Genomic DNA, 19733 nt, shown 5'->3' on the forward strand with positions numbered 1-19733 from the left:
CATCCGGATTCACAGCCACCTTCCCGGAGGTATCGGGTACCTGCTTTACACATACAATAACTTTCATTTGTTTGCGCCTCCTTACAGAATGTGGTTGGAAATGACCACGCGCTGGATCTCGGAGGTGCCCTCGTAGATCTCGGTGATCTTCGCGTCACGCATCATGCGCTCCATGGGGAAGTCCTTGGTATAGCCGTAGCCGCCGAACATCTGAAGAGACTTAGTGGTGATCTGCATAGCAGCCTCGGAGGTAAACAGCTTGGCCATGGCGGCTTCCTTGGTGAAGGACTGGCCATTGGTCTTGCGGATGGCGGCCTGATAGGTCAGCAGGCGGCCCGCCTCGATGGACACAGCCATGTCGGCGAACAGGAACTGGGTGTTCTGGAACTTAGAGATGGGACGGCCAAACTGGACGCGGCTCTTGGTGTAGGCAACAGCCTCATCCATCGCGCCCTGAGCAAGACCAAGGCCCTGTGCGGCGATGCCGATACGGCCGCCGTCCAGCGTCTGCATGGCGATCTTGAAGCCCTTGCCCTCTTTGCCCAGCAGGTTCTCCTTCGGCACGATGCAGTCGGTGAACACGATCTCGGCGGTGGGGGAGCCGTGCAGGCCCATCTTTTCCTCGTGCTTACCCACGGAGAAGCCGGGGAACGTGTTCTCCACGATGAAGGCAGAGATGCCCTTGGTGCCCTTGGAGGGGTCGGTCATGGCGAAGACCACAAACACCTCGGCGGCATAGCCGTTGGTGATGAAGATTTTGGAGCCGTTGATGACATAGTGATCGCCGTCCAGTACCGCGACGGTGGTGCCCTTGGAGGCGTCGGAGCCTGCGTCAGGCTCGGTGAGGCAGAAGGCGCCCAGCTTGCCGCCGGTGGTGAGCATGCGCAGATACTTCTGCTTCTGCTCCTCGGTGCCGTTCTGGATGATGGGGCCGCAGCACAGGCCGTTGTGGGTAGCCACAATGTCACCGGTGGACGCGCAGACCTTGGAGATTTCCTCCACGGCAATGGCGGCAGACAGATCGTCCGCGCCGGCACCACCGTACTCCTTGGGTACGCTCATGCCCATGACGCCATAGCGGAACAGCTGGTCGATGGTTTCCTTGGGATACTTGCAGGTACGGTCGGTTTCGGCCGCGATAGGCTTGATCTCATTCTCGGTGAACTCACGGGTCATTTTCCGGATGAGTTCCTGCTCTCGTGTCAATTCAAAATCCATGTCAGTCTCCTATGCTCTAAATTTTTTAGTCCTGAATGCCGGCAATGTATTTCGCCAGCTCTTTTTTGCCCTCGATGTTGCCCTGACGAGCAATCATGACGCGCTGGGCCTGGGGAGAGCCCGCACCGTGCATGGATTCCGTGCGGTAACCCACAGCGGCGGAGCCCAAGCAGATGTTTTCCAAGAACCGGAACACGCGGGCCCGGTCCTCGGCGGATACGCCTTCCTTGGTGGCAAAGAACTTGTGGCAGATTTCGCCGATGGTTTCGCCGTTGTTCCCAACCACCGTGTCGGACTTGAAGTCCGTCTCGGAGGGCAGGGTGACCATTGCGCCGCCGGCAATATCTTCCGCCAGACGCACGATCTCGTAGGGGAAGCGGGTAATGTTCTGCTTGCAGACGTTGGCAAGCAGGAGGTCAATCTGGTAGTTGCCCGCCTTGGTGGGGCAGCCCTCGCAGGAGCAGGCGATTCCGCAGGAATACAGCGTCTCGTTGAGGTGGGTCATCTCGATGAGCTTGTCCTTCACCGCGCTGGCCTTCTCCACGCCGTTGTACTCTGCCGCCAGCGCCGCCGCGCCGATGACCACGTCGCCCACGCCGACCTTGCAGCCGCCGTAGCTCTGGCGGTGATACCCGGCAAAGCGCTCCACCATCATGCCGGCAAACTCATGCTCGCCGTTGAGGAACAGGTACTCGTTGGGAATGAACACATGGTCCAAAACCACCAGAGCCTCCTGACCGCCGAAGCGGGCATTGCCCAGATCCACGTCCGCGTCCTTTTCCATCTTGCGGGTGTCGCAGGACTGACGGCCATAAATCATGTACATGCCTTCCACGTCGGTTGGGCAGGCGAAGGAAACGGCCCAGTCCTTGTCGTCGGGACCCATGGCGATGGTGGGCATGAAGATGTGCCAGTGGGAGTTGACGGAGCCGGTCTGGTGAACCTTAGCGCCGCAGACCACAATGCCGTCGTCCCGGCGCTCCACCACGTGGAGGTACATGTCGGGGTCAGCCTGCTGGTGGGGCGCCTTGGACCGGTCGCCCTTGGGGTCGGTCATGGCGCCGTCCACAGTCAGGTCGTTGTCCTGCACCATGGTGAGGAACTTTTTGAAGTTCTCATGGTAGGAGGTGCCGTGGGCCTCGTCAATTTCAAAGGTGGTGGAGAACACGGCGTTGAACGCGTCCATGCCCACGCAGCGCTGGAAGCAGCTTGCGGTCTTCTGACCCAGCAGGCGCTGCATTTTCACCTTGTTCAGCAAATCCTCGGTGGACTGGTGAAGATGGGTGAAGCGGTTGATCGTGTTGCCCGTCAGGCTGGATTTGACCGTCATCAGGTCCGTGTAGCGGGGGTCGTGGGCCAGACTGTACGTCATGGCCACACAGTTAATGCTGGGGCGAATCATGGGGTGATCCACCCAGTTGTCAATCTTCTCACCAAACATGTACACACGGGTTTTCAGTTGGCGCAGACTTTCCACATATTCTTTTCCTGTTTTGAGTGCCATTTTTTTATTCCTCCTGTAATAAGTCGGTTATAAAACGTTCTTCACCTTTGACGATGAAGAACAGGGATTACTTGCTGACAAGGCCCATCAGTTCATCGCGGAAAATGCGCTCGTCCATGAGCTTCAAGTCTCCCGCGATCTTGGGGATAAACTCCATCTGGTCGAGGACCTGCGTCTGCAAATCCACGCCGGGAGCAATCTCAACGAGGGTGACGCCCTCGGGACGCAGCTCGAACACTGCGCGCTCGGTGACATACAAGACCGGCTGACCTGTCTTGAGGGCATACTTTCCTGAAAAGGTAATATGTTCCACTTCTTTGACAAATTTCTTTCTCGCGCCCTCACGGGCAATCACCAGATGGCCGTCCCGGCAATCGGTTTCAAGGCCCTTGGCGGTAAATGTGCCGCAGAAGACAACTTTTTTGGCGTTTTGGGTGATATCAATAAAGCCGCCGGCCCCGGCCAGACGGGAGCCAAACTTGGAGACGTTCAGATCGCCGCTGGGCGCCGTCTCCGCAAGGCCCAGAAAAGCTGCGTCCAGTCCGCCGCCGTGGTAAAAATCGAACTGTACGTTATGAGGCAGAATCGCCATGGGGTTTGCCGCCGCGCCAAACTGGGTTCCCCCGTAGGGAATGCCAGCAATGGAACCAGCCTCCACCGTCAGGGTCAACTGGTCGGAAATGCCTTCCTCCGCAGCCACATTGGCAATTTTCTCCGGTGCGCCGGTGCCGAGGTTTACCACCGCGTCCTGCGGCAGCTCCATGGCGGCCCGGCGGGCAATAATTTTTTTCGCGTCCAAGGGAATCGCGGGAATGGCGTCCACGGGGATGCGGAACTCGCCGGTGAGCGCCCCGTCATAGGGCATGCCAAGGCACTGCTCGTTGTCCTGAACGGAACCCACCACAATGGAGTCCACGTAGATGCCGGGAATGGCCACAAGCTTCGGGTCCAAAGAACCGCCCTGCACCACCTTTTCAACCTGAACAATGACTCTTCCGCCGGAGTTTTTGCAGGCCTGTGCCATGGCGGTCACGTCGATGGGGCCAATTTCCCGGTGGACGGTGCAGTTGCCGTATTCATCGGCATAGCTTGCCCGCAGGAATACCACGTTGATGGGGAAGGACTTGTAGAGCAGGCGTTCCTGACCTTCAATCTGGATGACCTTGACCAAATCCTCCTTGGTGTGCTCGTTCAGCTTGCCGCCGCCGTTGCGGGGGTCGACAAAGGTGTAAAGCCCCACGGTGGTAATGGTGCCGATGTTGTGGCCCGCAATGTCCCGGTACATATGGGAAATTACGCCCTGCGGCAGGTTATACGCCTCGATTTTATTTGCAAGGGCAAGGTCGCCAAGCCTTGGCGCCCGGTCCCAGTGGCCACCGATCACCCGGCGCAACATGCCCTCGTGACCGAAATGGTCGCCGCCGGTGCCGTCCCGATGGCCCTGTCCAGCCGCGAAAAACAGCGTCAGATTCCGGGGGTGGCCCGTTTCCAGAAACCGCTGCTCCAGCGCTTTGGAAAGCGCCTCGGGGCAGGCGCAGCTGACAAAGCCTCCGGTTGCGATGGTGTCTCCGTCCCGGACCAGTTCAGCCGCCTGCTCAGCGGTGAGAATCCTGACCTTTTTCATGGCAATGTACCCCTCGTATTTGTTAAAATTACGCAGGTTGGCAGCTTACTTGTTTTTGAACTGTGCGGGGCGCTTTTCCAGGAAAGCGGTCATGCCTTCTTTCTGATCCTCCGTACCAAAGCACATGGCAAACAGCTCGTTCTCCATGGCGATGCCGCTGTCCAAATCCGTCTGAAGACCCCGGTCGATGCAGGCCTTGGAGTATTTGACGGCAATGGGCGCGTTTTTCGCAAAGGACTGCGCCATCTCCAGAGCAGCGTCCATCAGCGCCTCAGGGGCGTGGACGGCGTTGACAAGACCCACTTCTTTTGCCTCGTCGGCTTTGATCATCTTGCCGGAGAAAATCAGCTCCTTGGCTCTTGCCGCGCCGATACGGCGCGCCAGACGCTGGGTGCCGGAAAAGCCCGGAGTGATGCCAAGGCCCACCTCGGGCTGGCCGAATTTTGCCTTTTCAGAGGCGAGAATAATGTCGCAGGCCATGGCCAGCTCGCAGCCGCCGCCCAGAGCAAAGCCGTTTACCGCAGCAATGGTGGGAATCTCCAGCAGCTCAATTTTGCGGAACAGAGCGGAACCCCTGCGGCCCCAAGCCCGTCCTCCGGCCAAATCCAGGGGGCACTGCTCGGCAATGTCGGCTCCGGCAACAAAAGAGCGGCCCTCTCCGGTGATCACGAGCGCCCGCAGTGCGTTGTCGTTCTCTATTTCGTTTACCAGTGCCGAAAGCTCCTCGATCACCGTGGAATTCAGGGCGTTCAAAGCTTCGGGCCGGTTAATGGTGGCAATTCCTACACTGTCTTTTACTTCATAGCGAATAGTAGTGTACAATTAAAACCCTCCTTTTCAATGCGTTTTGATTGAGCGAATCCTTCTGCTTTATATTCTAGCAAAATACGTGCCAGAAAAGCAATGGAAATTACAAGAGTTTAAAAAGGATTCACAAAGTATTTGGAAGACCTTGGTGGCATATGCAACAAAATTTTACAAGATTAGCTGATTTTACAGAAACTTTTCGGTAAAAAAGAAGTTGCAATTCAAAAGCGAATAAAGTTAAAACAAATTAAGTCATCAGTAATTTGTGCATTTGTACAAAATTCGAGAATGAAATTTGGCTATGTAAACGTTAAAAAGTAGTTTTTCTCTCTTTCTATTCATTTGTGAATATGATACAATCATAAATGAATAGAAAAAGCATAGGAGGGCTGAGAGGAGTTTGATCGATATGAGTGGGTACCAGGGAATGGATATACAGGATTTCCTGGCCGAACAGGACATCAATTTGCAAGGGCTTTTTGAAATCATCAATCCGGAAAACAATTTGGTTTCCGCAGACGACATGATGCTTTCCGCCGCGGACGGAACGATTCTGCGGGTGAGCAAGTCCTATGAAAAAAACTTTGGATTTGCGCCCGGTTCCATTGTGGGGAAATCGGTGTTTGACCTGGAGAAGGACGGGACCTTTCAGCCCTGCATTACCGCGCAGATTATTCGTGAGAAGCGGAAGATCATGACGGTGCAGACGGTAAACCATATCAATAAGAATGTGTTGACCGTGGGGATTCCCTTGTTTGACAATCAGGGCAAACTTAAGTATGCCGCCTGCTTCAACACGCTGTCTATGGAGCAGATCAACACCATCCAGCGCAGTTACCAGCGGCTTCAGGAATCTGTGCAGCAATATTCTCAGGAACTGGCGGATCTGCGGGCAAAGAACATGGCGGCGGCAGACCTGCTGTTCAAAAGCCCCCCGATGCAAAAGCTCCTCATCCTGATGCAAAATACCGCCAACACCCGGGCCAACATTTTGATTACGGGAGAGACGGGCGTGGGCAAGAGCGCCATCGCAAAAATGATTCATAAAATGAGCGATTTTTCCACCGGCCCGTTCATTGAGGTCAACTGCGCCGTGCTGCATGAAAATCTCATTGAGTCGGAGCTGTTCGGCTATGAGAAGGGCGCGTTCACGGGCGCGTCCTCCGGGGGTAAAATCGGAAAGATTGAGCTGGCCAACCACGGAACGCTGTTTCTCGACGAGATTGGGGAGCTGCCTACGGCATTGCAGTCCAAGCTGCTGCAATTGATTCAGGAAAAGACCATTGAGCGTGTTTCCGGAAATCGGAAGATCGTGCTGGATTTCCGGCTGATCGTGGCTACGAACCGGAATCTTGAGAAGGATGTGGCGGACGGGCTGTTTCGATCGGATCTGTTTTACAGGCTCAACGTGATTCGGATGCAGATTCCGCCCCTGCGGGAGCGGAAGGAGGACGTGCTGCCCATGGCCTATCAGTTCCTGACGCGGTTTAACCGGGAGTATCGGAAGGAACTGACCTTCAGCCCCAGATTTTTAAACTTTCTGGAGATGTACCCATGGCCCGGAAACGTCCGCCAGTTGGAAAACCTGATGGAGCGTCTGGCCATTACGGTGCAGGACCCGGTGATCGACGTGTCCGCGCTGCCCTCCGAATTTGCTGCCCAAACTGCCCCGGCGGAGGATGGGAGGACAGCTCACTCCGCAACATTACAGGAACGGTTGGACGCCTACGAGGGTCAGATTGTGCGGGAGGCCTACGGACTTATGGGTACGACCGTGGGTGTTGCGAAGCGGCTGGGCATCTCGCAGGCCACCGCAGTGCGCAAAATTGCAAAATACGTCAGGTAAGGCAGCGGAGTTCGCAAGTCTGCGGGAAACGGTGGGGTTTGCAGATTTTTTTAGTAATAACGGAGGCTCCCGGCTTTTAAGCCGGGAGCCTCCGTTTTAAATTAGAGAAGATGGCCTTCCACGGAGCGGCGCTTTTTGGTAAGCCTGAGCCGCGAAAAACCGAACCTTACTCGGCGTACAGGGACTTCAGCTTCACCAGCTTGTCATAGCGCGCCTTGGCGGCGTCCTCGCTTCTGGCGAACAGGCTGTCGGCACGGTCCGGGAACTCGCGGGTCAAGCGGGAATACCGGGCCTCGCTCATCAGGAAGTCCTGATAGCCGCCTGCGGGCTCCTTGGAGTCCAGAGTAAACTTCGCGCCTTCGGCGGCGGGGTTGAACCGGAACAGGTTCCAGTAGCCGCACTCCACGGCCTTCTTCATCTCCACCTGGCAGTTGGTCATGCCGCCCTTGATGGAGTGCATCTCGCAGGGGGAATAGCCGATGATGAGGGACGGGCCGGGATAGGCCTCGGCCTCCTGAATGGCCTTGAGGGTCTGGGCGGGGTTGGCGCCCATGGCCACCTGCGCCACGTACACATAGCCATAGCTCATGGCGATCTCGGCCAGAGACTTCTTCTTAACTTCCTTGCCGGCGGCGGCGAACTGAGCAACCTGACCGATGCTGGAGGCCTTGGAAGCCTGACCGCCGGTGTTGGAATAAACCTCGGTATCGAAGACGAAGACGTTCACGTCGTTGCCAGAGGCCAGAACGTGGTCCAAACCGCCGAAGCCGATGTCATAGGCCCAGCCGTCACCGCCGAAGATCCAAGTGGATTTCTTGGTGAGATACTCGCTCTGGGCCAAAATCTCGGAGGCCAGCGTGCAGGCTTCGCAGTCGCACTGGGTCTTGCCCGCAGCCTTCAGCCCCTTCATGTGCTCCAGCATTTCAACCTGCTGCGCGCCGAATTTCTCCTTGGCGACGGGGCTGCTCATAAATTCGACAGCCTCATCCACACCCAGAATACTGCACTTCAAAGCGGCGATATACTTCTCGGACGTCTCGGCACTGGCGGCACTGTCGCCCATCGCGTCAAGCCACGCCTGTGCCGCGGCCTTCACGGAAGGCTGCGCGTATTCCACGGCGATGAGGGCCTGTGTCTTTTCCTTCAGGCTGTTGCGAATGGCGTTCTGGCCCAGATACATGCCAAGGCCGAACTCCGCATTGTCCTCAAACAGGGAGTTTGCCCACGCGGGGCCGTGGCCCTCCTTGTTCACGCAGTAAGGAGAGGTGGCTGCGGGACCGCCCCAGATAGAGGAGCAGCCGGTGGCGTTGGCAATATACATCCGGTCGCCGTACAACTGGGTGACCAGACGGGCATAGCTGGTTTCGGCGCAGCCGGCGCAGGAGCCGGAGAATTCCAGCAGAGGCTGGCGGAACTGGCTGCCCTTGACGGTGTTGTCCTGCATGTCCTTCTTGATGGAGACCTCGGAGACGCAGTAGTTAAAGACCTCCTGCTGGGGAGCCTCCTGCTCCTGAGGAACCATGCTCAGCGCACCGGCGGGGCACTGCTTCACGCAAACGCCGCAGCCCATGCAGTCCAGCGGAGAGATGGAAATGGCGAACTTGTAAACGCCCTTGCCCTTGCCCACCTTCACGTCGGCCATCTTCATGGCGGCGGGAGCGGCAGCGGCCTCTTCCTCCGTCAGAGCAAAGGAACGGATGGTGGCATGGGGGCAGACATAGGAGCACTGGTTGCACTGGATGCACTTCACCTGATCCCAGGTGGGAACGCTGACGGCGACGCCGCGCTTCTCGTAAGCGGCTGCGCCCAGCTCAAACTGGCCGTCCACATGCGGCAGGAAGGCGGAGACGGGCAGGCTGTCGCCGTCCATCTTGCCCACGGGCCACAGAATGTCCTCCACCTGCTTGACAAGCGCGGGCGCGCCCTCGGCCCGTCTGGCTTCGGTGGCCTTTGCTGCGTCCTTCCAGTCGGCGGGGACGTTAAACTTCTTGTAGGCGGTGGCGCCCATGTCGATGGCCTTGTGGTTCATATCCACCACGTCCTGTCCCTTTTTCAGGTAGGAGTGGGTGGCGGCGTCTTTCATATAGCCCATGGCCTCTTCTCCGGGAAGAACCTTTGCCAGAGAGAAGAATGCGGACTGAAGAATGGTGTTGGTGCGCTTGCCCATGCCGATTTTGGCGGCCAGGTCAATGGCGTCGATGGTATAGACCTGAATGTTGTTCTCGGCGATATAGCGCTTGGAAGCGGCATCCAGCTTCTCGGCCAGCTCCTCATCGCTCCACTGGCAGTTGATGAAGAAGGTGCCGCCGGGCTTCACGTCCCGCACGATGGGGAAGCCCTTGGTGATATAGGCGGGAACATGGCAGGCCACAAAGTCGGCCTTGTTGATATAGTACGGGCTGCGGATGGCCTTGTCACCGAAGCGCAGGTGGCTGATGGTCACGCCGCCGGTCTTCTTGGAGTCGTACTGGAAATAGGCCTGAATATACTTATCGGTGTGATCGCCGATAATCTTGATGGAGTTTTTGTTGGCGCCCACGGTACCGTCGCCGCCAAGGCCCCAGAACTTGCACTCGATGGTTCCCGCAGCGGCGGTGGAGGGCACGTCCTTCTCAGGCAGGCTGAGATTGGTAACGTCGTCCACGATGCCGATGGTAAACTGGCGGCGGGGCTGGGCCTTTTGCAGCTCTTCATACACGGCGAAGACGCTGCGGGGCGGGGTGTCCTTGCTGCCAAGGCCATACCGGCCGCCGATGATCTCGGCTTCGCGGCCGGCGTTTGCAAAGGCGGTGACCACGTCCATATACAGAGGCTCGCCCTGAGAGCCGGGCTCCTTGGTGCGGTCCAGCACGGCGATCTTCTTCGCCGTGGCAGGGATGGCGGCCAGCATTTTCTCGGGGGCAAAGGGACGGTACAGCCGCACCTTCAAAAGGCCGACCTTCTCGCCGTGTGCATTGAGATAGTCGATGACCTCCTCGGTCACGTCGCAGATGGAGCCCATGGCAATGATCACGCGGTCGGCGTCAGCCGCGCCATAGTAGTTGAAGAGCTGATAATCGGTGCCCAGCTTCTCGTTGATCTTGCCCATGTATTTTTCAACCACGGCGGGCAGCGCGTCATAATATTGGTTGCAGGCTTCACGGTGCTGGAAGAAGATATCTCCGTTCTCGTGAGAGCCGCGGGTGGTGGGGCGCTCGGGGTTCAATGCGTGCTTACGGAACGCGTCCACAGAGCCCATGTTGCACATTTCCTTCAGGTCTTCATAATCCCACACGGCAACCTTCTGCACCTCGTGAGAGGTACGGAAGCCATCGAAGAAGTTCACAAAAGGAACGCGGCCCTCAATCGAGGCCAGATGGGCCACGGGGCTGAGATCCATGACCTCCTGCACGTTGCCCTCGCACAGCAGGGCAAAGCCGCTGGCCCGGCAGGCCATCACGTCGGAATGGTCGCCGAAGATGTTCAGCGCGTGGGTGGAAACCGTTCGGGCGGAGACATGAAACACAGCGGGCAGCAGTTCGCCTGCCATCTTATACATGTTGGGGATCATCAGCAGCAAGCCCTGAGAGGCGGTGTAGGTGGTGGTCAGGGCGCCGGCAGTCAGGGAGCCGTGGACGGTGCCGGAGGCGCCCGCCTCGGACTGCATCTCCACCACCTTAACCTTGGTGCCGAAGATGTTTTTCTGCCCAGCGGCGGACCACTGGTCCACCAAGTCTGCCATGGGGGACGACGGGGTAATCGGATAGATTCCCGCCACTTCGGTAAACGCGTAGCTGACATAAGCAGCGGCGTTATTACCGTCCATGGACTTAAATTTTCTTGCCATAAGCTTACCTCCTAATTGTTGCCGCCCGCAAGCGGCGGCATTTTAACGAAGCCACGAATCCGCTTTCCCGAACGATATCCGTGCAAAGTCATTATAGCACCGTGATTTTGTCATGTAAACATTTACCTTGTGATTCTATGGGCAAAATCTTGTTTTTCTGCGGAAAGGCCAAAAGAACTCTCAATTTTTGAACACTTTTTTTGTGGGAGGGTTTCCATCTTCGTCGTTTTGTGGTAAAATATTTTTGCTTTTGGTGAGAGCTTCTACCTGTCTGCTTCTTTGCCGCTTGTCATACCTCGCACGGCGGCGGAGCTTGTCCGGGCGGGTATTTTACCCGGTGTTACCGTCAATTGATTTAGGAGGTGGACCCATGGTTGTGTCCATCCGCTCACTGGGGCTGAACGGAATTTCCGGCTACGAGGTGAGCGCGGAGTGCTTTCTCTCCGGGGGACTGCCCGCGTTTGACATCGTGGGCCTGCCGGACGCCGCCGTGCGGGAGGCCCGGGAGCGGGTCCAGGCGGCGGTGAAAAACTGCGGAGTGAAATTTCCCGTCAGCCGCATCACGGTGAATCTGGCTCCCGCCAACCGGAAAAAGGCGGGAACGGTATACGATTTACCTATTTTTATCGGCATTCTGGCCGCGGCGGAGGAACTAAAACGGCTTCCGTCCGACGCTGCATTTCTGGGCGAGCTGTCCCTTACCGGTGCGGTGCGGGGGGTTAGCGGCGTGCTGCCCATGGCTATGGCCGCGCGGGACGCGGGAGTGAAGCAACTTTTTGTCCCGGCAGAAAACGCCGCAGAGGCCACCCTTGCCGGGGGGCTGACGGTTTACGGCGTGGCGGATGTTGCCGCGCTGGTGGCCCACCTTCGCGGCGAAACGCCCCTTGCTCCGGCGGAGCCTTGGCTTCCGGAGGAGGAGACGGAGGCCCTGCCGGATTTGCGGGACGTGATGGGGCAGGAGAATGTAAAGCGGGCGCTGGAGATTGCCGCCGCCGGGGGGCACAATCTGCTGTTGATCGGCTCTCCCGGCTCGGGAAAGTCTATGCTGGCAAAGCGCCTGCCCTCCATCCTGCCGGATATGACCCGGGACGAGGCTTTGGCCGTCTCCGGCATCTGGTCTGTGGCGGGGCTGACGGACCCGGGTAGGCCACTTTTGTCCCGCCGCCCTTTTCGTGCGCCACATCATACCTCTTCCGCCGTGGCTCTCAGTGGCGGCGGTCCGGCTTTGCGGCCGGGGGAGATGTCTCTGGCTCACAACGGCGTTTTATTTTTAGACGAGCTTCCGGAATTTCACCGGGACGTGCTGGAAGCCATGCGCCAGCCTTTAGAGGACGGGGAAGTCACCGTGGCCCGGGCGGGGGGAACCCTGCGCCTGCCTGCCGGGTTCCAGTTGATTTGTGCCATGAACCCCTGTCGCTGCGGCTGGAAGGGGCACCCAACCGGGAAGTGTACCTGCTCATCACGGGACGTAGAGAAGTACGTGGAGAAAATCTCCGGCCCTTTGCTGGATCGCATTGATTTACACATCAACGTGCCGTCGGTTGAATACGAGGCCCTGCGGCGCAAGACCGCGCCGGAGGATTCCGCCGCTGTGCGAGAGCGGGTGTTGGCGGCGCGAGCGGTCCAGCTTGCCCGCTATGCGGGGACGAACGTGACCTGCAACGCCCAGCTTCCGCCCTCCATGCTGGCCGCTTTCTGCGGATTGGACGCAGCGGGAGACAAACTGATGAAATCCGCTTTCGAGCGGATGGGCCTCACCGCCCGGTCCCACGACCGAGTGCTGCGGGTGGCGCGCACCATCGCGGATTTGGAAGGATCGGAACGCATCGAAGCGTCCCATCTGGCCGAGGCCGTGCAGTACCGCAACACGGAGATTTTAAGAGGCTGAGCGTCCTTTTAGCAGGGCCGGACTGCCGCCGTCGGAATAAAGCCCTGTCATCTTGAGACAGGCTGGGTCCTGTCAAGCCGCGCACTGCGGTGAAAAGTGCCTTTTATCAGGGCTTCACCCAAATATTTCAATTCAACCAATCGGAGGGTTCTATGACAAACCAAGACACGCGGGAAATTTTCCTGCTGAAGTTGGGCGAGGTGGTCCTGAAAGGGCTGAACCGCCATACCTTTGAGGACAAGCTGGTGGGCAACGTCAGCCGCCGCCTGCGCCACTGCGGCAGTTTCAACGTAACTCTGCGCCAGAGCACCATTTACGTGGAGCCCAGAAGTGAGGACTGCGACATGGCGGAGGCGCTGACTGCCTGCCGCCAGGTGTTCGGCGTGGTGAATGTGGCCCGGGCCGTTCCCTGCGAAAAGGACGTGGACGCCATCTTTGAAACGGCGGCGGCATATTTGAAGGATGAATTTGCGGCGGCGAGGACCTTTAAGGTGGAGTCCAAACGGGCGGACAAGCTGTTCCGCCTGAATTCCATTCAGATTTCTCAGGCCGTGGGCGGCCTTCTGGGGGAGCGGTTTCCCAATGTGGCTGTGGATGTCCACAAGCCGGATTTGACGGTGCATGTGGAGATTCGGGAAAAGGCGGCGTATGTCCACGCGCCCGCCGCTCCCGGCGCGGGGGGCCTGCCCATTGGCATGGGCGGCACGGCGGTGAGTCTTTTGTCCGGCGGAATCGACTCGCCGGTGTCCTCGTGGATGATGGCCCGCCGGGGCGTGCAGTTGGAGATGGTTCACTTTGTCTCCCCGCCCTATACCTCCCAGCAGGCGCAGGACAAGGTGCTGGAGCTTGCAAGACTTCTGACGGCGTGGTGCGGGCGGCTGACGGTGCATATCGTTCCCTTCACCAAAATTCAGGAGGAAATCCGCAAGCACTGCCCCGAGGAATACTTCACCCTCATTATGCGCCGGTTTATGATGCGCCTTTCCGAAAAGGTTGCACGGAGCGTCCACGCAGGGGCGCTGATTACCGGCGAGTCTCTGGGGCAGGTGGCAAGCCAGACATTGCCCGCTCTTGGAGTGACGGAGGATGTGACCACGCTGCCCGTCCTGCGGCCCCTCATCGGCATGGACAAGGTGGAGATTATCCGCCTTTCCCGCGAAATTGGCTGCTATGAAACGTCCATTCTCCCCTATGAGGACTGCTGCACCGTGTTCACGCCCCGGCATCCCAGCACCCGACCCAATCTGGAGGACGTTCGGGCGGCCGAAGCGGTGCTGGACATCGAGGGTCTGATGAGCGAAGCCATGGCGGGGCGGGAAAGAATTCGTGTAAAGCCGTGAAATGCGCAGGGAAGAATTTGGGCGCCGCCGCGCTGTTTTTCGCGGCGGGGGCAATCTGGCTGGTGGTGGCATTGAGAAACGACTTTCAGGCGCTTTATCTCGTGACAGCCGGCCTGAGCTTTTTTGCCGGAACAATCAAGTTGATTAACGATTTCAAGGTGCGGCACACAGACGAAAAATCCAATAAGAAGGGCTCTGAGTGATAATGCTTTCCGCTGAAATTCTTGCCGTGGGGACCGAGCTGCTGCTTGGCAGCATTGCAAATACCAATGCTCAAATGATCTCCCAGAGCTTGTCCGGATTGGGCATCAACGTGTTTTGGCACACCGTAGTGGGGGATAACCCCGGACGGCTGGAAGAGGCGCTGGACGTCGCCCGAAAACGGGCGAACGTCCTCATCACCGTGGGCGGGCTGGGGCCGACCTATGACGACCTCACCAAGGAAATTGTCTGCCGGGCCTTTGGGCGCAGGCTGACATTCCGTGCGGATATTGCCGAAGAGCTTCGCGCACTTTATGAAACCGTGTTCCGCGTCCCCATGCCGGAGAACAATTTGCGGCAGGCGGAGCTGCCGGAGGGCTGCACGGTATTTGACAATCCCGTGGGGACTGCCCCCGGCTGCGCCTTTTACGAAGACGGCGTCCATGTGCTGATGCTGCCCGGACCGCCCGAGGAGTGCGAAGCCATGCTTCACCGCCATGTGGAACCGTATCTGCGGGGCCTGTCCGACGAAGTACTTCTCTCCCGCGATATTCTGTGCTTCGGGATAGGAGAGTCCGCCGTGGACCAGCTTTTGCGGGATAAAATGTCCCAGATGAAGAATCCCAGCCTTGCCACCTATGCAAAGCCCGCCGAAATGTGCCTGCGGGTGACCGCCAAAGCCAAAACCTGTGACGAGGCGGAGGAGATGCTTGCCCCCGTGGTGGACGAGGTGAAGAAAGCTCTTGGAGACGTGATCTACGGGGTGGACGTCTCCTCGCTGGAGGAGGCGTGCAAGAAGCTTTTGCAGGAACGGAAACTGAGCCTTGCAACGGCGGAGTCGTGCACCGGTGGGCTGCTGGCCCAGCGGATGACGGAGCTGCCGGGAGTATCTGCCGTGTACCGGGGCGGCGTGGTGTCCTATTGGACGTCCGTAAAAGCGGACGTGCTGGGCGTGCCGTGGGCACTGCTGGACGAGTTTGGCGCGGTGTCCGAGCCTGTGGCCCGGGCTATGGCAGAGGGTATTTGCGCCGTCACCGGCGCGGAGATCGGGATTTCCGTCACGGGTGTGGCGGGTCCGGACGCGGACGACCGAGGTAACCCCGTGGGGCTTGTGTATCTAGGGCTGTGCACACCGAAGGGAACCTTTTGCCGAAAGCTTATGCTGGGACGGCGGAAGCGGGAGCGCATCCGCGCATTGGCGGCGAACACCGGTCTGGACATGGTGCGGCGGTATCTCACGGACCTCCCACTGGAACCGACGCGGGAAAAATAATTGGATAAAAACCGGCGGACGCAGGGAAACTCCCTGCGTCCGTTTTGCGCTCGGCTTATCCCAGCGCAACGTCCAGCACCATCATGATAAGAAAGCCCACCACAAAGCCGCAGGTTCCGGCACGGCTGTGGGCCTGAGGAACCAGCTCCTCCACCACCACATACAGCATCGCCCCTGCCGCAAAGCTTAAAAGCCACGGCATCAGAGGACGAACGCCTGCCGCCACCAGCACCACCGCCACGCCGAACAATGGCTCCACAATGCCGGAAAGAGCGCCGCCCGCGAAAGAGCGCAGTCGGCTCCAGCCTTTCTGGCGCAGAGGCAGGGAAATGGCCGCGCCCTCGGGGAAGTTTTGAATGCCGATGCCGATGGCCAGAGCCGCCGCGCCCGCGAAACTTTCGCCCTGCGCCGCAAGGGCGAAGGCGAGACCCACCGCCATTCCCTCCGGAATGTTGTGCAGGGTGATCGCGGTGGTCAGCAGAACGGTTTGCTTCCAGCCGGGGTCCGCAATTTCCCGCTCCCGCCGGAGCCGGGGGAGCAGCGCGTCCAACGCCGCCAGAAAGATCACGCCCAGCAGCATTCCCCCCGCTGCCGGGACCCAGCCGGGAATGCGCCATGCCGCTGCTTGTTCAATGGCCGGAAGCAGCAGACTCCACACCGACGCGGCGGTCATCACGCCTGCGGCGAAGCCCAGCAGTACCCGCTGGATTTTGTCATTTGGTATGTCACGAAAGAAGAAGACTGTGGCGGCGCCCAGCGAGGTCATGGCAAAGGTAAACCCCGTTCCCGCCGCCGCCCACAAAAGCGGCTGAATCATGTAATGGTACCCACCTTTCAAGACGCCTGCCCGCTGCCGGAAGTCCGAAGCCGGATTGCGGGCAAATTGCCCCGCTTTTCCGCTAGGCGGGACACCGCCCATATGCACCAGTATAAGCGGAATGGGCGGCGGGTGTGACGGGGCTTGCAATCCGCGAAAAACTGTGCTATTGTGAAGCTGTTCTCTTGTGTTGAGGCAGAAAACTGAAAAGGCTCATATAATTTCGCTGGAAACGGTGCGAAAGTTTCTACGGAGCCGCCGAAAGGCTCTGCTATGGGTGTCCGCTGCGCTGGAGTGCAGACGGACGCTTTTTTCGTTCTGTCGGACTTTTGGAAAGGAAGCGATTTTATGACCTCCATTGTAAAAGGCATCCTTGTCTCCGCTCCATCCCTTGGCAAGCTGGAGGTTCACACCCCCGGCTGTCTCGTTCTGGAGGACGGCGTGATTACCGGCGTGTTCGACGAGCTGCCGGAGCGGTACGCCGGCGCACCCGTGGAGGATTTTGGGGACTGCCTGATTACCCAATCCTTTACGGACCTCCATCTCCACGGCCCCCAGTACCCCATGCTGGGCACCGGCATGGATTTGCCCTTGCTGGAGTGGCTGAATGCCTATACTTTCCCCACAGAGGCCCGCTTTGCCGATGAACAGTACGCCCGGGAGCAGTATCGTGCGCTGGCACTGGAGCTGATCCGAAACGGGACTACCCGGGTGTGCATGTTTTCCTCTCTCCACCGGAAAGCCACGCTGATTTTGATGGAGGAGCTGGAAGCGGCCGGAGTTACCGGCTATGTGGGCAAGGTGAACATGGACCGCAACGGCGGCGAAAGCTTGCAGGAAACCACGGAGGGATCCATAAAGGAAACGCTTCACTGGCTGGACGAGTGCGGACAATTTACCCATATAAAACCCATCCTTACACCCCGGTTTACGCCCTCCTGCACCGACGAACTGATGGCCTTTCTGGGGAAGCTGGCGGCGGAGCAGAATCTGCCCGTGCAGTCTCACCTTTCGGAGAATCAGGCAGAGCAGGCGTGGGTGTGCAAATTGCACCCGGACTGCGGGCAGTACTGGCAGACCTATGCCAAATACGGCCTTTGGAACCAGCGTACCGTGATGGCCCACTGCGTTTTTTCCGATGAGCGGGAGCGGCGGGCTATGCGGGAGGCAGGCGTGACCGCCGTCCACTGCGCGGACTCCAATCTGAACCTCTGTTCCGGCGTGGCCCCTGTGCGGGCGCTTTTGAACGAGGGCGTTAAGGTGGCATTGGGCAGCGACATCGCAGGAGGGGACACGGTCTCCATGTTCGATGTGACCGCCTCTACCATCCGGGCCTCCAAGGCCCGCCGCATTCTGGACAATTGGAAGACGGATGCCCTCTCCGTGGCGGAGGGCTGGTATCTGGCTACCTCCGCAGGCGCGGCGTTTTTTGGCGGCGAACCCGGCTTTGCCGTGGGGGAACCGCTCCACGCCATGGTGCTGGATGACGGGGCCCTGCCTCCGCTGCGCACGGCGGAGGAACGGCTGACCCGGGCGGTCTGCCGCAGGCAGGAAGGGGCCGTGCGGGCGGTTTGGAGCGCGGGGCGCAGAGTTTTGTAAAGGCGCCGGGCAATACCGGAAACTATGGATTTCATATCCGAAGGAGTGTATCCCGTGAACTGTAAAAGATTTTGTTCCTTGCTTGTATCTCTGCTGCTTTTGGCGGCGCTTTCGGCCTGCGCCCCTGCCGGGGCTGGGAGTGCAGCATCTGCTATTCCCCCCTCTGACAGCGGGGAGATCTATCTTTACGGAGAGCAGCACGGCGTTCAGAAAATACTGAATCGGGAATTTGAGCTGTGGCAGGAACATTACAACACCCGGGGGATGCGCCATCTGTTTGTGGAGCTCCCTTACTATACTGGGGAATTTTTAAACAGGTGGATGCAGGATGACGACGACGCAATCCTGGACGCGGTCTACGACGATTGGGACGGAACCGACGCCCATACCCCGGACGTGAAGGCGTTCTATCAGAAAATCAAACGTGAGTGTCCCGAAACAGTATTTCACGGAACGGATGTGGGGCACCAGCGCCAAGCCACCGGGAAGCGGTTTTTGCAGAATCTTGAGGAAGCGGGCCAAAGGGATTCGGAGCAATACCGGCTTACGGAGGAGGCCATCCGTCAGGGGGAGACTTATTACGGGAAAGATGACAACGTATACCGTGAAAACACGATGACGGAAAATTTTATCCGCGAGTTTGACCGGCTGGACGGCGAGAGCGTCATGGGAATTTATGGCGGCGCCCACACCGGAATTGACGCGATGGAGTATACCACCGGCTCCGTCCCGTGCATGGCAAACCAGCTTGCCTCCCGCTATGGCGCGACCCTTTATTCGGAGGACCTTTCCTGGCTTGCAAAGGACATCGACCCCTTGAAGGTGGAAACGGTGACGCTTGCGGGGAAAGCGTATCAGGCGTCGTACTTTGGCGAAGAAGATATGACGGGACTTCTGAAGGGCGTTCGGTCAAGAGCGTTTTGGCGGCTTGAAAGCGCCTATGAAGATTTTAAGGCCCAGCCCAAGACCGGGGATGTACTGCCTTATGACAACTTTCCCATGCTGGTGGAGGCGGGGCAGGTATTTATCATTGACTATACGAAAACCGACGGATCCGTCACGCGCCAATACTATCGTTCGGATGGACATGAGTGGGAAGGGAGACTTTCCACCGAGGAGTTTTCCGTGAACTAATTGGATGGATAGGTCTGGATTCTGAAATGAAAGGCTGCGCTTTGGTACGATTTTTAAGTCGTATCAAAGCGCAGCCTTTTATGTAATTTCAGGCAATGTTTTCTGCGCGGTGCTGCCAAATCTCAGAAAAAAAGCCGGATAACTCCGCCGGTAGCCAGTGTAACCAACACCCCCGCAATCAGAACGCCCACCGCGATGGCGGGCAGGGCATAACGCATTCGGATGTCCAGAAGGGAAGCCACCAGCGCCCCGGTCCAGGCCCCCGTGCCGGGCAGAGGAATCGCCACCAGAATAATCAGGCCCGCCAGACGGTACTTTTGCACAACTCGTCCTTTCAGGTGCGCGCGGCGCTCCAGCGCGTCAATTTTTGGCCCCCACCACGCACCCTTGCGCAGCCAGGCAAACACCCGGCGAATCAGCAGCATGATGACCGGCACGGGCAGGATGTTTCCCACTGATGCCAGCCAAAAGGATTCCCACAGGGGCAGACCCGCAGCCGCGCCGTAGGGGATAGCTCCCCGCAGCTCCACGATGGGGGTCATCCCCATAAAAAAGGTGATCAGCGCGGGAACCGTTGTCTCTGAAATTGCCATAAATCCGCTCCTTCCAATGAAACCGGGACGGCGGAGCGGGAAAAATCCCGCTCCGCTTTTTAT

The 19733-nt window shown here is 58.5% G+C and carries 14 protein-coding genes and 1 riboswitch; of the genes, 7 read left to right on the forward strand and 7 right to left on the reverse strand.

The features are described 5' to 3' along the window. Nucleotides 1-81 precede the first annotated feature (81 nt). The 4 genes from RTU96_RS00005 to RTU96_RS00020 all read right to left on the reverse strand — a co-directional run bounded on the left by RTU96_RS00005 (nt 82) and on the right by RTU96_RS00020 (nt 5168). Nucleotides 82-1218, reverse strand: a complete 1137-nt coding sequence (locus RTU96_RS00005) for an acyl-CoA dehydrogenase (protein WP_312634208.1) — start codon at nt 1216-1218, stop codon at nt 82-84. Nucleotides 1219-1243: 25 nt separating this feature from the next. Further along, complete coding sequence (locus tag RTU96_RS00010) at nt 1244-2722, reverse strand: 4-hydroxyphenylacetate 3-hydroxylase N-terminal domain-containing protein (protein WP_312634209.1); 1479 nt, start codon at nt 2720-2722, stop codon at nt 1244-1246. 67 nt (nt 2723-2789) lie between these two features. Next, complete coding sequence (locus RTU96_RS00015) at nt 2790-4346, reverse strand: CoA-transferase (RefSeq protein ID WP_312634210.1); 1557 nt, start codon at nt 4344-4346, stop codon at nt 2790-2792. 45 nt (nt 4347-4391) lie between these two features. Next, a complete protein-coding gene (locus RTU96_RS00020) occupies nt 4392-5168 on the reverse strand; it encodes an enoyl-CoA hydratase-related protein (RefSeq protein WP_312634211.1) in 777 nt (258 codons plus the stop codon). 394 nt (nt 5169-5562) lie between these two features. Between RTU96_RS00020 and RTU96_RS00025 the strand changes: the two genes are divergently transcribed. Further along, nucleotides 5563-6999 carry a sigma 54-interacting transcriptional regulator gene (locus RTU96_RS00025; protein WP_312634212.1) on the forward strand — a complete coding sequence of 479 codons (1437 nt, stop codon included), beginning with the start codon at nt 5563-5565 and terminating at the stop codon, nt 6997-6999. Between the two features lie 166 nt (nt 7000-7165). On the opposite strand, the gene nifJ is transcribed toward RTU96_RS00025, so the two are convergent. Then, entirely contained in the window at nt 7166-10825 is a 3660-nt protein-coding gene (gene nifJ / locus RTU96_RS00030; RefSeq protein WP_312634213.1) for a pyruvate:ferredoxin (flavodoxin) oxidoreductase, read from the reverse strand. 370 nt (nt 10826-11195) lie between these two features. Here nifJ and RTU96_RS00035 point away from each other — a divergent pair, with 370 nt between their 5' ends. The 4 genes from RTU96_RS00035 (at nt 11196) to RTU96_RS00050 (ending at nt 15527) form a co-directional block, all read left to right on the forward strand. Beyond that, nucleotides 11196-12713, forward strand: a complete 1518-nt coding sequence (locus RTU96_RS00035) for a YifB family Mg chelatase-like AAA ATPase (RefSeq protein WP_312634214.1) — start codon at nt 11196-11198, stop codon at nt 12711-12713. A gap of 152 nt (nt 12714-12865) precedes the next feature. Continuing rightward, the gene (gene thiI / locus RTU96_RS00040) at nt 12866-14053 is read left to right on the forward strand and encodes a tRNA uracil 4-sulfurtransferase ThiI (RefSeq protein WP_312634215.1); all 1188 of its coding nucleotides are present in this window, start codon (nt 12866-12868) and stop codon (nt 14051-14053) included. Next, nucleotides 14050-14256, forward strand: a complete 207-nt coding sequence (locus RTU96_RS00045) for a hypothetical protein (protein WP_312634216.1) — start codon at nt 14050-14052, stop codon at nt 14254-14256. Before thiI ends, RTU96_RS00045 begins: the two co-directional genes overlap by 4 nt. 2 nt (nt 14257-14258) lie before the next feature. Next, the gene (locus RTU96_RS00050) at nt 14259-15527 is read left to right on the forward strand and encodes a competence/damage-inducible protein A (protein ID WP_312634217.1); all 1269 of its coding nucleotides are present in this window, start codon (nt 14259-14261) and stop codon (nt 15525-15527) included. A 55-nt stretch (nt 15528-15582) separates the two neighbouring features. Here RTU96_RS00050 and RTU96_RS00055 read toward each other — a convergent pair whose 3' ends face one another. After that, nucleotides 15583-16344, reverse strand: a complete 762-nt coding sequence (locus tag RTU96_RS00055) for a ZIP family metal transporter (RefSeq protein ID WP_312634218.1) — start codon at nt 16342-16344, stop codon at nt 15583-15585. Nucleotides 16345-16537: 193 nt separating this feature from the next. Then, nucleotides 16538-16638: riboswitch (purine riboswitch) on the forward strand. A gap of 54 nt (nt 16639-16692) precedes the next feature. Between RTU96_RS00055 and RTU96_RS00060 the strand changes: the two genes are divergently transcribed. Together RTU96_RS00060 and RTU96_RS00065 are read left to right on the forward strand one after the other, a co-directional pair. Continuing rightward, nucleotides 16693-17943: an amidohydrolase family protein gene (locus RTU96_RS00060; protein WP_312634219.1), complete on the forward strand. Its 1251-nt coding sequence runs from the start codon at nt 16693-16695 to the stop codon at nt 17941-17943. A gap of 54 nt (nt 17944-17997) precedes the next feature. Then, entirely contained in the window at nt 17998-19077 is a 1080-nt protein-coding gene (locus RTU96_RS00065) for a hypothetical protein (RefSeq protein WP_312634220.1), read from the forward strand. A gap of 122 nt (nt 19078-19199) precedes the next feature. Here the strand turns inward: RTU96_RS00065 and RTU96_RS00070 are convergent, their stop codons facing one another. Next, nucleotides 19200-19670, reverse strand: a complete 471-nt coding sequence (locus tag RTU96_RS00070; protein WP_312634221.1) for a small multi-drug export protein — start codon at nt 19668-19670, stop codon at nt 19200-19202. Between the last annotated feature and the right edge of the window lie 63 nt (nt 19671-19733).

This window comes from Oscillibacter sp. (assembly GCF_032018205.1).
GTDB lineage: Bacteria > Bacillota > Clostridia > Oscillospirales > Oscillospiraceae > Oscillibacter.

Excerpts from the sequence above, each read along its gene's own strand:
- RTU96_RS00005 (WP_312634208.1), bottom strand. The coding sequence starts at position 1,218 with ATGGATTTTGAATTGACACGAGAGCAGGAACTCATCCGGAAAATGACC.
- RTU96_RS00010 (WP_312634209.1), bottom strand. The coding sequence starts at position 2,722 with ATGGCACTCAAAACAGGAAAAGAATATGTGGAAAGTCTGCGCCAACTG.
- RTU96_RS00015 (WP_312634210.1), bottom strand. The coding sequence starts at position 4,346 with ATGAAAAAGGTCAGGATTCTCACCGCTGAGCAGGCGGCTGAACTGGTC.
- RTU96_RS00025 (WP_312634212.1), top strand. The coding sequence starts at position 5,563 with ATGAGTGGGTACCAGGGAATGGATATACAGGATTTCCTGGCCGAACAG.
- nifJ (WP_312634213.1), bottom strand. The coding sequence starts at position 10,825 with ATGGCAAGAAAATTTAAGTCCATGGACGGTAATAACGCCGCTGCTTAT.
- RTU96_RS00035 (WP_312634214.1), top strand. The coding sequence starts at position 11,196 with ATGGTTGTGTCCATCCGCTCACTGGGGCTGAACGGAATTTCCGGCTAC.
- thiI (WP_312634215.1), top strand. The coding sequence starts at position 12,866 with ATGACAAACCAAGACACGCGGGAAATTTTCCTGCTGAAGTTGGGCGAG.
- RTU96_RS00050 (WP_312634217.1), top strand. The coding sequence starts at position 14,259 with ATGCTTTCCGCTGAAATTCTTGCCGTGGGGACCGAGCTGCTGCTTGGC.
- RTU96_RS00055 (WP_312634218.1), bottom strand. The coding sequence starts at position 16,344 with ATGATTCAGCCGCTTTTGTGGGCGGCGGCGGGAACGGGGTTTACCTTT.
- RTU96_RS00060 (WP_312634219.1), top strand. The coding sequence starts at position 16,693 with ATGACCTCCATTGTAAAAGGCATCCTTGTCTCCGCTCCATCCCTTGGC.
- RTU96_RS00070 (WP_312634221.1), bottom strand. The coding sequence starts at position 19,670 with ATGGCAATTTCAGAGACAACGGTTCCCGCGCTGATCACCTTTTTTATG.